Source organism: Streptomyces laculatispora, from assembly GCF_017353455.1.
In the GTDB taxonomy this organism is placed as follows: domain Bacteria; phylum Actinomycetota; class Actinomycetes; order Streptomycetales; family Streptomycetaceae; genus Streptomyces; species Streptomyces laculatispora.
The window spans coordinates 1-11,760 of the sequence record NZ_JAFMPZ010000371.1; the positions used below are offsets into that span (position 1 = coordinate 1).

The 11,760-nt window shown below is 69.9% G+C and carries 9 protein-coding genes and 2 pseudogenes; 8 read left to right on the plus strand and 3 right to left on the minus strand.

All coding sequences use genetic code 11. From position 1 onward, the window contains the following. Positions 1-8: 8 nt before the first annotated feature. The 4 genes and pseudogenes from J1C73_RS19415 to J1C73_RS19430 all read left to right on the plus strand — a co-directional run. Positions 9-563, plus strand: a pseudogene (locus J1C73_RS19415) (transposase family protein); the annotation flags it as partial. A gap of 345 nt (positions 564-908) precedes the next feature. Next, positions 909-1,703, plus strand: coding sequence for an SDR family NAD(P)-dependent oxidoreductase (locus J1C73_RS19420; RefSeq protein ID WP_207317532.1), 795 nt, complete (start codon positions 909-911; stop codon positions 1,701-1,703). 894 nt (positions 1,704-2,597) lie between these two features. Then, the gene (locus J1C73_RS19425; protein ID WP_207317524.1) at positions 2,598-3,581 is read left to right on the plus strand and encodes an alpha/beta fold hydrolase; all 984 of its coding nucleotides are present in this window, start codon (positions 2,598-2,600) and stop codon (positions 3,579-3,581) included. 264 nt (positions 3,582-3,845) lie between these two features. Continuing rightward, a complete protein-coding gene (locus J1C73_RS19430; protein WP_207317525.1) occupies positions 3,846-4,010 on the plus strand; it encodes a hypothetical protein in 165 nt (54 codons plus the stop codon). Between the two features lie 306 nt (positions 4,011-4,316). Here the strand turns inward: J1C73_RS19430 and J1C73_RS19435 are convergent, their stop codons facing one another. Beyond that, positions 4,317-4,661 carry an ASCH domain-containing protein gene (locus J1C73_RS19435; RefSeq protein WP_242644407.1) on the minus strand — a complete coding sequence of 115 codons (345 nt, stop codon included), beginning with the start codon at positions 4,659-4,661 and terminating at the stop codon, positions 4,317-4,319. 427 nt (positions 4,662-5,088) lie between these two features. Between J1C73_RS19435 and J1C73_RS19440 the strand changes: the two are divergent. Continuing rightward, positions 5,089-5,193, plus strand: a pseudogene (locus tag J1C73_RS19440) (hydrolase); the annotation flags it as partial. Between the two features lie 100 nt (positions 5,194-5,293). Here the strand turns inward: J1C73_RS19440 and J1C73_RS19445 are convergent. Together J1C73_RS19445 and J1C73_RS19450 are read right to left on the minus strand one after the other, a co-directional pair. Continuing rightward, positions 5,294-5,455, minus strand: a complete 162-nt coding sequence (locus J1C73_RS19445) for a hypothetical protein (RefSeq protein WP_207317527.1) — start codon at positions 5,453-5,455, stop codon at positions 5,294-5,296. A gap of 97 nt (positions 5,456-5,552) precedes the next feature. Continuing rightward, positions 5,553-6,920 (minus strand): FAD-dependent oxidoreductase, encoded by a 1,368-nt coding sequence (locus J1C73_RS19450; protein WP_207317528.1) that lies wholly within the window; start codon positions 6,918-6,920, stop codon positions 5,553-5,555. A gap of 275 nt (positions 6,921-7,195) precedes the next feature. Here J1C73_RS19450 and J1C73_RS19455 point away from each other — a divergent pair, with 275 nt between their 5' ends. The 3 genes from J1C73_RS19455 to J1C73_RS19465 form a co-directional block, all read left to right on the plus strand. Further along, positions 7,196-9,262 carry a SpoIIE family protein phosphatase gene (locus J1C73_RS19455; protein ID WP_207317529.1) on the plus strand — a complete coding sequence of 689 codons (2,067 nt, stop codon included), beginning with the start codon at positions 7,196-7,198 and terminating at the stop codon, positions 9,260-9,262. 144 nt (positions 9,263-9,406) lie between these two features. Next, positions 9,407-10,786: a wax ester/triacylglycerol synthase family O-acyltransferase gene (locus J1C73_RS19460; protein WP_207317530.1), complete on the plus strand. Its 1,380-nt coding sequence runs from the start codon at positions 9,407-9,409 to the stop codon at positions 10,784-10,786. Between the two features lie 168 nt (positions 10,787-10,954). Next, the coding region (locus J1C73_RS19465; protein WP_207317531.1) for an aldo/keto reductase at positions 10,955-11,760 on the plus strand (806 nt) is incomplete at its 3' end.

The window sequence follows — 11,760 nt, forward strand, 5'->3', positions numbered from 1 at the left end:
GTGTCTGGATAGCCCCGTTCAGCGGGCTGAGCCCGTGTTCCTTCGGGAAGCTGGTGACCGCGCCGCGCCGCGAAGGGGCAGATCCGGTGCGAAAGGGCCGCCCGTGGTCCCTTCCGCTGGAAGTCCGGGTACTGCTCGTGGCGGCCTACTGGCGAACGAACTTGACGATGCGCCAACTCGCGCCGCTCTTCGGCGTATCGAAGTCCGCAGCCGACCGGATCATCGACCACCTCGGCCCCGCGCTTGCCCTGCGCTCCCGCAAGCGGTTCCGTAAGGACACTGTGTTCATCGTGGACGGCACACTGGTGCCCACCCGCGACCACACCATCGCGGAGCAGTCCAAGAACTACCGCTACTCCACGAACCACCAAATCGTCATCGACGCCGACACCCGGCTCGTGGTGTTCGGCCGACCCCTGCCCGGCAACCGCCACGACTGCAAGGCATGGGCGGAGTCCGGTGCGAAGGCCGCCGTCGGCACGAGCACGACGATCGCCGACGGCGGCTGTCCGGGCACCGGACTCGTCATGCCTCACCGCCACCGCAAAGGTGAGGAACTGCCGCATCCTCTTCCGGGCAGCGGCCAGCTCCGCCTGAACGTCACCACCGCCCGCCTGCGCAGCGGACAACGGTGCGGAGTGAGCGCCGGGACGGCGCCCGTCGGCAGTCCGGATCCAGTTCCGCAACGTCTCGGTGTTCAGCCCGAGATCAACGGCAACCGAATCTCGCGCGCCGCGCCCCAGGGCGGAGCGCGAGTCACCGTGGTGGCGCGGGGAGGCGGGGGAATTCTCCGAGTCGGGCTCGTGGCGATGGGCCCAGTGGGTGGTTCCGTGCGTGATACTGAAGTCGATCTGAGCACTTCTGGGGGGATTTTCCGGTCTCGACTCGCGTTACGGGAGTGCATGCTGATGAACCTGGGTCTCGCCGACAAGGTCGCTGTCGTCACCGGTGCCAGCAAGGGCATCGGCTTGGCCATCGTCGAGACCCTCGGCCGCGAAGGCGCCCGCCTCGTCGCCGGCAGTCGTACCCAAACCCCTGAGCTCGCTGCACTGTGCGAGAAGTACGACGTCGCTTTCGTTTCCGTCGATCTAGGTGACGCCGGCGGCCCCGGCCTGCTGATTCATGCCGCTGCCGAGCGTCACGGCCGGATCGACGTGCTCGTCAACAATCTCGGAGTAACCCGTCCCCGCTCCAGCTTCCTGGACATCGACGACGCCGAGTGGCAGCGCGTCTTCGATCTGACCTTCTTCAGTGCGGTCCGTACCAGCCGTGCCGCGCTGCCCCATCTGCTCGCCGACAACGGCGGAGCAATCGTCAACATCAGTTCCGTCAACGCCCGCCTGCCCTTCCCCATGGTGGTCGACTACTCAGCGGCCAAGGCGGCGCTGAGCAACCTCACCAAGGCCCTGTCGGAGGAGTTCGCCCCACAGGGCGTACGCGTCAATGCCATCGCCCCCGGGCCGGTCCGCACCCCGTTCTGGACTGCCCCCGGCGGCTTCGCCGACGTCGCGGCAGCCGGCACCGGCAAAAGCGCCAAGGAGACCCTCGACGAGGTCGTGCCCCAGCAGATGGGCATCTCCACCGGACGGATCACCGAACCCCAGGAAGTAGCTGAACTCTCCGCCTTCCTTGCCTCTCCGCGCGCCGCCAACATCACCGGCGCGGAGTTCGTCATTGACGGTGGCCAGATCAAGACCACCTGAATCCTCACCCCCGACCGTGCCGAGCCTGAATCCGCGGGTCTGCCCGTTCAACGAGCCCCTGTCAACTCCGCCGGGACGGAACACCCCCAGATCACACGGACCAGAGTGACTGAGACGACGAGCGAATCGGACCAGGTCGCGTGAGATCGGGGCCGGATCGCTGGAGAGGGGGCATCGGCTGTAAGCCAGGGCTTTTGGATGCTGCTCGGATGACCTCTGACAGATGACCCTGACTGTTTGCCAGGTGAGTTTGACCGGCTCGCCCGAGGGGGTGTTCTGGGCGTCAGGCGAGGCTGTCGAGGCGGGCGGTGGCCTTTGGACGGCCGACTCGGAGCTCGTCAGGATACGTCCGGGGTGCAGGCATCAGGCCTGTCCTTCCCGTCTGCCGAGGCGATCATGCCCGGCTTCGGGGCCGCTGCAAATTCCGGTTCAGCTCAATCGGGGCGGCCGCTGCGGCGGCGGTGTCTGTCCTGGCGGTCGAAGCCAGCCGCCGGGGGTGCTGGTGGCGTTGCCGTCACCATCCGGGGTGGCGGTCTTTACGGCGTAAAGACCGGGGGAGTCAGGCGACAGGTACGGCCATGCGCGGGCAGGGGTGAGCGGTGGCACGACGCCGTGCAGTCGGCCGTCCAAGTGGCAGCCGACTTTGTTTCTTGCCGAGGCGGAGCACCTCGATGCGGTGGCCGAGGTCATCGACCGGCACTCCGACCAGGACGCATCCGGCAACGGGGCGGCTGCGGATGACGTGGTAGCCGCTGGGCGCTCTGCATGCCCGTTGACTCCGGCGTTCACTGTGATGGCCCACGTTGTGACCCGGTTGGAGTGCGTGGCCGCGCCTGCCGGGGCGAATGCGTGAACGCTTGCTGCAAGAGCGATCTCACGGAAAGCGAGAACGGCATGGCAGCATTCACGGTCCCCGGTTCACGGCGCCGAATACGTCGCGCACACGTCATGGCGGCCGGGCCCGCCATAGCCCTGTGCACGGCCCTGGCGGCACCTGCCGCCGCGGCGGACGGCACGACCACGACCACGACCAAACCCACCATCGTGCTGGTGCACGGGGCGTTCGCGGATGCTTCCAGCTGGAACGGGGTCGTCGAACGGCTCGAACGTCGTGGATACACCGTCATCGCCCCCGCCAATCCGCTGCGCGGGCTGTACAGCGATTCCACCTACATCGCCTCCGTGCTGGACAGCATCAAGGGCCCGATCGTGCTCGCGGGTCACTCGTACGGCGGCGCCCTGATCAGCTCGGCTGCCGAGGGCAACCCCCGGGTGAAGTCCCTGGTGTACATATCGGCACTGATGCTCGACGTGGGCGAGAGCGGAATGTCCCTGGGCGCCAAGTTCCCCAGCGAACTCGGCACTGCCACGAAGTCCGTTCCGTACCGGGCCGGCGGTGGCATCAGCGGGACCGACCTGTACCTCAAGCCCGACAAGCTTCATCAGGTCTTCGCCGCCGACCTGCCGGAGAGCACCACAAGGGTCATGGCGGTCACCCAACGACCCGCGGCAACGACCGCGTTCTCCGAGAAGGCCAAAGTGGCCGCCTGGAAGCACATTCCGTCGTGGTTCCTCGTCGCGAAGCAGGACAAGACCATCAACCCCGACCAGGAACGTTTCGAGGCGAAGCGCGCGGGTTCACACACGGTGGAGATCAACTCCTCCCACGTGGCCATGATCGCCCACCCCGAAGCGGTCACCGACCTCGTCCTGCAAGCCGCCACGGCGGCAGGTTCCGCCCGGCCTGCGCTGGCCACCACCGGGTCCACCCACGACGCCCGGGCCGAGACCGCACTCACCGGCATCGCCGCCGCCTCGGTGATCGCGGGCGCGGGAGCCGTTCTCCTGGGCCGCCGCCTGAGGCGCCCCGCGCCCTGACGGAGCGCTCCGTGACGGCCTTCCCGGCTTTGAGGGCCCTCAGTTTTTGTCGCCGCACGTCTCGGGCGTCAACTTCGGTATTGCGGCGCCGCCCGTTTCGGTGATCTCCAGCCCGATGACCCTCACGGCGACCCAGGCCGTCACCAGACTCGCGATCGTGACCGACCTGAACACATCCCCGGCCCCGGCTCCGAGGACCTCCCCGGCGGGGCGAGCCGGACGACAGCCGGTACCGGCCGCGTCCGCTTTCCGCTCGCACGGTGGGTGCTCGCCCCGCGTACGACGTGGCGGGCACGGCGCCTGGCCGCCGACTTCGGTGAAGGGATGGACGCCCGTACCGCGTGGGTGATGGCGCGCCTGGCCGGTCATCCGGATGAGCGCGGCTACGCCATGGGCCACCTGGACGAGGATCGCCGGGCCGCGGACTGAGCAGAGCTCAGGCGCCGGCCTTCGCAGCTGTTGAAATCACGCTGTCAGGAGGCCGAGCGCGCCGAGTTGGTGCGCCGGACAAGATCGCCGGACCGGCTCTTGGCCGAGAGGGTCCGGATCATCCGGCTTCATGCTCACTGCCGGACAAGCCGGCGCCGCGCCACTGAGAGACGGCGGTGGCCGTGGCCGTCGAAGCCCCAGGTCTGGGATGGTCGGGCATGCCCGAGCGCGGTTGCTGGCGGATCTCTCCCATGCAACCGTTGAGGTCGCGTGGGACCGGCCGCGATCTGGGCCGGACTGGGCAGTTCAGGCGTCTTTGGCCACCCGGAAGGCCAGACAGACGACGACGGTGTCATCATCGACCGGAGTGCCCGCACGGTCCCAGAAGCGCCGGTGCACATCGCACCAGGCCTCAAGAGACACATCACCCTCACCCTCGGCCCTGGCGTGTGCCCAAGTGACATCACCAAAGGGCTTCACCTCTACGCCGATGAACTCCAGGATGGCGACGCACCGGCCCTCGTTGTCCAGGAGAGCCTGCCGCTCACCGAGATACTCCAGGCCCTCGGTCTCCTCGGCGTACTCGTCGAGCAGACAGGTCGTGGCGGTCTTTGCACCTGTCAGAACCAAGGAATTGAGCTCGTCCCGCATGTCACCAGGGAAGCCCAGTTCCAGCGCACGCATACCGTTGACTCGCGGCCACATAGTCCCGTCATCTCACCCGGCGCAGCCCTTTGGTCCACAGGCGGCATACGCGTGATCATATGCGCAGCTCACCGGCGTCCGGTACGAATCACATGCGCACTCGCCCCCTCTGCCTTCCTCGAAGAGGCTTGCGTCGAGGACCAGGGGCACATCGTCGGCCGCCTCGTCGGGCGGGCTTGCCCGGCTCTTGCTCAAAAGTACGCCGATCAGACTCCGGGTCGTTGACATGGAATCCTTCGTCCCCGGCGAGCCGCGACGGCAGAGTGTGCCCCGGCCGCAGCCTCGGCCACCTGCTGTGATCGATATGCGCCTGCTGGGGGAGTGCTCGGTTGAGAAGCCTCTGTGGGCCCCTGACGAAGGGACCACCCCAGTCATGGCAGCCGCACCGATCCTGGCGCCGTGCCTGCGCGCCATGCGCGCCGTGGTCTTCGATACGGACGGAGTGATCACCGACTCCGCCAGGAGCCACGCCGCCGCGTGAAAGACCGGTCGAAGACCCCTGCCTGCTGCCCGGTCCAGACGCCGCCAGCAGGTTTGCCCCGAGCCCAACCCCAGCTCCAACGGAAGGAGTTGCCAGGCTATGTCGTTTCGGTGACGATGAGGGCTTTCATGGCGTTGATGCGGCTCTTGCCGGAGACGAACCGGCTGCGTCCGCCGCGGTGTGCTCCCGGGCGGCGGACCCTGATCTCGGTGGCGTCCATCAGTGCGGTCCGGCCGGTGGCGCCGAGATGCGTGATCACATAGGGGCTGCCGGGCGCTGACCGTCCGGTCCGGCAACGGCCGACGGCCCCGGGATGGCTCCTGCGGGGAGACCTTCCGGGGCCGTCGGCCGTGGTGTCAGTTGCCGGGCTCCGAGGCGTCCAGCATGGCGTCGCGCTCCACGACCTTGACCCGCTCGCGCCCCTGCTCCTCGCCGAGGGCGCGCTCGTGGGCGTCCAGGCGGTACCAGCCCTCGCGGGTGGTGTAGCGGACGCCGCGGGCCCGCAGGAACTCGGTGACGGCCTCCGGCTCGGGCTGCGCCGGAGCGGGCAGTCGGCCGGTGGTGTGGTCCTCCAGCAGGCAGGCGACGGTCTCGTTGGCGTCGCCCTTGGTGTGGCCGATCAGGCCGATCGGACCGCGCTTGATCCAGCCGGTGACGTACACCGAGTCCATCGGCTCCTCACCGGCGAGGACCCGTCCGGCGGCGTGCGGAACGGTGCCGGAGGCGACGTCGAAGGGGAGCTTGGGCAGCTCCTGCGAGTAGTAGCCGACCGCGCGGTAGACGCTCTGCACGTCCCAGTCGTTGAAGCGGCCGGTGCCCCGCACGTTGCCGGTGCCGTCCAGCTCGGTGCGCTCGGTGCGCAGCCCGACGACCCGGCCGTCCTCGCCGAGGATCTCGACCGGGGACTCGAAGAAGTGCAGGAAGAGCTTGTGCGGCCGGTCGCCGACGTCGCGGATCGCCCAGTTCTCCAGCGTGGAGGCGACCATGTTGGCCTGCTTGTTCCCGCGCCGGGTGTCGATCGAGCCCTGGTCGTAGTCGATGTCCTCGGGGTTGACGATGACCTCGATGTTCGGCGAGTGGTCCAGCTCGCGGAGCTCCATCGGGCTGAACTTGGCCTGGGCCGGACCGCGCCGCCCGAAGACGTGCACCTCCAGCGCCTTGTTGGCCTTGAGGCCCTCGTGGACGTTGGCGGGGATCTCCGTCGGCAGCAGCTCGTCGCCGGTCTTGGCGAGCATCCGGGCCACGTCGAGGGCCACGTTGCCGACACCGAGCACGGCGACCTTCTCGGCCTCCAGGGGCCAGGTGCGCGCCACGTCCGGGTGGCCGTCGTACCAGGAGACGAAGTCGGCGGCTCCGTGCGAGCCGTCGAGGTCGCTGCCCGGTATGTCCAGGGCCCGGTCCGCGTCGGCGCCGGTGGAGAAGATCACGGCGTCGTAGAACGTCCGCAGCTCGTCGAGGCCGATGTCGTTCGGGTAGTCGACATTGCCGAAGAGCCGCAGCTGCGGCTTGTCCAGGACCTGGTGCAGCGCCTGCACGATGCCCTTGATCCGGGGGTGGTCCGGGGCCACGCCGTAACGGATCAGACCGAAGGGGGCGGGCATCCGCTCGAACAGGTCGATGGACACGCCCGGGTCGGAGGCGGCCTCGGATTTGAGCAGCGCGTCCGCTGCGTAGATTCCGGCGGGACCGGCTCCGACGATGGCTACGCGGACGGGGCGTGTCATGGAGGGCTGTTCCTTAGAACGGGCGAACATGGACAGGGCGGGACTTGGTAAGGCTTGACTTAGTTCGCCCTCCGCACACGGTAGCCGCTGCCTCCGTCCGGTTTCGGGGCGGGTCGGCGTTCTGGGGCGGTATCCGGCGCTCCTGGCCGGGGCTCCTTTCGCCGATCCCTTGGGATACGGCCCCGCCGGCCGGCCCGCGAGGTGTGTTCCATCACACGTTCACCTGGTGGACAGCTCACTCGAAGAATCGGACAAATGATGGCAGAGTGACCCACATGGATGATCGGGTAGTGGGTGCCCTGCCACTCCCGGACGACTGGCCCGCCCACCCGGACCTCAGTCTCGCCCTGAACCGTATGGGCAGCTTCGACTGGGACCTCGACAGCGGCCTCATGCACATGGACCAGCCCGCCCTCGACGTGTTCGACCTGCGGGCCGACGAATACGACGACCGGCCGGAGACGCTCGCGAAGCGGGTGCCGCCGGACGAGCGTGTCCGCCTGGACGCCCTCGTCGCGCAGGCGCTCAAGAGCGGGCGGAGCAACTACGGGGCGTACTTCCGCACCCTGCGCCGCAACGGGTCCCTGCGCTGGACGCACACCCAGGGCTGCGTCCGGCGCGACGCGACCGGGCGGCCCCGACGGATCATCGGCATCGTCCGGGACGCCACCCAGGAGCTGGCCGACTCCACCGCCCGCCGCGAGCTGGACGGGGAGCGCCGGCGCCGGACCAGCCTGGTGGAGGGCACCACGGCCGCGCTGGCCCACGCCCGTACCGTCAGGGACGTCACGGACGTGCTCAAGAACTCCCAGGGGCTGTTGCTCCTGGGGGCGACGAGCCTGGTCATGGGGCTGATGGAGGCCGGGCGCATCCATCTGGTGACGGACGGGCCCGAGGGGTCCTTCGTGCCGGGCACCCGCTACACCCGGACGGACGAGCCGTACCCGATGAGCGAGGTCGTGCGCACGCTCACCCCGCGCTTCATCGAGTCCGCCGAGGACTTCGCCACCTCGTACCCGATCCTGTGGCCCCACATCAGCCATCTCGGCATCACCTCGGCGGCCTATCTGCCGCTGATCGCCCAGGCCCGCCCCATCGGCGCGCTCGGGCTGCTCTACAGCGACAAGGACGGGTTCACCGGTGACGAACGCAATCTGCTGGTCGCCCTCGGCAGCTCCATCGCCCAGAGCCTGCAGCGCGCCATGCTCTACGAGCAGGAGCACGACCTCGCCGAGGGGCTCCAGCAGGCCATGCTGCCGCGCCGGATTCCCGAGGTGCCCGGTGCGCAGATCGCCGTCCGGTACCGCCCGGCCCGGATGGGCCGCGACATCGGCGGCGACTGGTACGACGTCATCCCGCTGCCCGGCGGCCGGGTGGGCGCCGTCATCGGTGACGTACAGGGGCACGACATCCATGCCGCGGCCGTCATGGGCCAGCTGCGCATCGTGCTGCGGGCCTACGCGGCCGAGGGCCACAGCCCCGCGACGGTGATGGCCCGGGCCTCCGTCTTCCTGCACGAGCTCGACACCGACCGCTTCGCGACCTGTACCTATGCCGAGGCCGACCTGACCACCGGAGTCGTGCAGATGGTCCGGGCCGGTCATGTGGACCCGCTGATGCGGGACGTCGACGGGAGCTGTCGCAAGGTGCCGGTCGAGGGCGGGCTGCCGCTGGGGCTCTCCGCCGAGTTCGGGCGGCTGGAGTACCCGGTCAGCACGGTCGAGCTGGATTCCGGCCAGGCCATGGTGCTGTTCACCGACGGCCTGGTGGAGCTGCCCGGCGCGGACCTGGACGAGGGAATGCAGCTGCTGGCCGACAGGGTCAGGAACGGCCCGCAGGATCTCCAGCAACTGGCCGACCAGCTCTGCGAGTCGGTCGACGAGCGCGGTGGCGAGGACGATGTCGCGGTGCTGCTGCTGCGGCGCAAGGCCGCCCACGCTCCGCAGCCCGGCGGCCGGCTCCAGCAGCACGTGGCGCAGAACGACCCCGAGGCGCTGAGCTCGGCGCGCCACATGATCCGTGCGGCGGTGCGGGCCTGGGGTGCGAAGGACCGGGCCGACGAGGTCGAGCTGGCCGCCGACGAGCTGACCACCAACGCTCTGATGCACACCGACGGCGGAGCGATCGTCACCATCCGGGTGCTCACCGGCACCGGGCGGCGGCTCCGGGTCGATGTGGAGGACCGGTCGAGTGCGCTGCCGCGCCGCCGGGACGCCGGTGAATCGGGGGTGTCGGGCCGGGGGCTGATGCTCGTGGACCAGCTGGCGGACGCCTGGGGCGTCGAGTCCCGGGGCACGGGCAAGTGCGTCTGGTGCGAATTCAGCATTCCGCCACGCGACTGACCTGCCGAACGAACGGTGCCGAACGGCGGCAATGCGCGGTATCGGAAAGTAACAGTACGTAATATGACTGTACTTGACCGTAACCGACCGAGAGAGATTGACTGCGGTTCCGTCAGTCTTTGTCTTCGATGACATGAGGACCCGTTGGGCACTGAGCTACTGGCACCTCTCGATCTGGCTTTCTGGCACCTCGAGTCCGATGCCCACCCCATGCACCTCGGTGCGCTGGCCGTCTTCTCCCCGGACGGGGGCCGGTCTCCCGGCCCGGACGCCCTGCTGGAGCTGCTCGGCACCCGGGCCGCCGCGATTCCCCGGCTGCGGATGCGGGTACGGGACGTGCTGCTGCCGGTCGGCGGTGCGGCCTGGTCGGTGGACAAGGACTTCGACGTCCACCGGCACGTCAAGCGCGTGGAGCTGCCCGGGGCGGAGACGGGCGAGGAGGGTGCCTTCATGGCGGCGGCCACCCGGCTCGCCGGGGAGCTGATGGAGCAGCCGCTGCGAAGGGGCCTGCCGCCCTGGCAGATGTACGTCATCGGCGGCGCCGCCAACGGCCCCTTCGCCGTCCTGGTCAAGCTCCATCACGCGCTCGCCGACGGGATGCGCGCCGTCGCCATCGGGGCCGGGATCTTCGACGAGATCGCCTCCTTCGCGGGCCGCGGACACTCCGGAGCTGGGTCCGGCCGGACCCGGCCGGTGCCCCCGCGCTCCTGGATGCCCGGCCCGCGCCAGGTCGCCGGGCTCGCGCGCGGGCGGATCGAGGACCTCGGCCGGGCCTTCGGTGTCGGTGCCTCGCTGGTACGGGCCAGCCGTCTCGATCTGCGCGGCGCGACGGCGCTCAGCGCCAGCTCCAGCGGCACCCGGCGGCTGGCCACCGCCGATCTGGACCTCGACGCCGTGCAGCGCGTCCGGCGGGCCGCGGGCGGCACCGCCAATGACGTCCTGCTCGCGGTCGTCGCCGGAGCGCTGCGCCGCTGGATGCTGGAACGCGGCGAGCCGCTGCCCGGCGCCGATCCGCGTGCCCTGGTCCCCGTCTCCCGGCGCCGGCCGGGTGGCGCCGCCACCGGAAACCGGCTGTCCGCCTACCTGCTCGGCCTCCCCGTCTGCGAACCCGACCCCTGGGAACGGCTGCGGGCGGTGCGCGAAGCCATGGACCGCAACAAGTCCGCCGGGCCGCTGCGCGGGGCCGGCGCGGTCGCCGTACTCGCCGATCAACTTCCTTCGCTGGCGCACCGCTTCGGCGCCCCGCTCGCCGGGAGTGCGGCCAGGATGCTCTTCGACGTCCTGGTCACCAGCGTGCCGCTGCCGCGCTCGGCGCTTTCGCTCGGCGGCTGCCCGCTGCGCGCGCTGTATCCGATGGCGCCACTGGCCCGCGGCCAGTCGCTGGCCGTGGCGCTCACGACGTACGGCGGCAAGGTGCAGGTCGGACTGGTGGCCGACGGCAAGGCGCTGCCCGATCTGGAACGGCTGGGGCGCTGCGCCGAGGACGAGGTGGCGGAGCTGCTCGCAACTCTGCCCGCCGGCTGACCGGCCCGGTCCGGGATTTGGCTGCCGGACCTGGGGAGCGGCGCCATAGATCGGACAGATTCCCGAGCAATCGCCGTAGTTGACGGCCTCCTGGGTGTTGACGTGCCCAAGTGATCCGATGAATATTGCTCAGTGCACGAAGCGATCATCGGGGAGGGCGGCAGAAGCATGCGGCGCAACAGGCTGGGAAACAGCGCGGTCGAGGTCACCGAGCTGTCCTTCGGGGCGGCCGCCATCGGCAATCTCTTCAGCGCCGTCGAACCGGAGCGGGCCACGGCCGCCGTCGACGCCGCCTGGGACGAGGGCATCCGCTACTTCGACACCGCCCCGCACTACGGGCTAGGTCTCTCCGAGCGACGGCTCGGCGAGGCGCTGCGGGCCCGCCCCCGCGACTCGTACGTCCTGTCCACCAAGGTCGGCCGGGTGCTCGACCCGCTGCCCGACGGCGGTCCCGAGCAGTCCGAGGGGCTCTCCGAGGGCTTCGCCGTACGGGCCACCCACCGCCGCCGCTGGGACTTCAGCGCCGCCGGCGTCCGTCGCAGCATCGAGGACAGCCTGCAGCGGCTCGGCCTCGACCGCATCGACATCGCCTATCTGCACGACCCGGACGACCACGCGGAAGCCGCCTTCCACGAGGCCTATCCGGAACTGGAGAAACTGCGCGCGGAGGGCGTGATCGGCGCCATCGGGGCCGGCATGAACCAGACCGCGATGCTCACCCGCTTCGTCCGCGACACCGACGCCGACGTGGTGCTGTGCGCCGGCCGCTACACCCTCCTCGACCAGTCCGCCCTGACCGATCTGCTGCCCGCCGCCGCGGCCGCGCGGCCGCAGCGGCGGGCAGCAGATCGGTCAGGGCGGACTGGTCGAGGAGGGTGTAGCGGCCGGCGCACAGCACCACGTCGGCGTCGGTGTCGCGGACGAAGCGGGCGAGCATCGCGGGCTGGTTCATGCCGGCCCCGATGGCGCCGATC

Coding starts and splice junctions, on each gene's coding strand:
- J1C73_RS19420 (WP_207317532.1), top strand. CDS start 909: ATGAACCTGGGTCTCGCCGACAAGGTCGCTGTCGTCACCGGTGCCAGC.
- J1C73_RS19425 (WP_207317524.1), top strand. CDS start 2,598: ATGGCAGCATTCACGGTCCCCGGTTCACGGCGCCGAATACGTCGCGCA.
- J1C73_RS19435 (WP_242644407.1), bottom strand. CDS start 4,661: ATGCGGGACGAGCTCAATTCCTTGGTTCTGACAGGTGCAAAGACCGCC.
- J1C73_RS19450 (WP_207317528.1), bottom strand. CDS start 6,920: ATGACACGCCCCGTCCGCGTAGCCATCGTCGGAGCCGGTCCCGCCGGA.
- J1C73_RS19455 (WP_207317529.1), top strand. CDS start 7,196: ATGGATGATCGGGTAGTGGGTGCCCTGCCACTCCCGGACGACTGGCCC.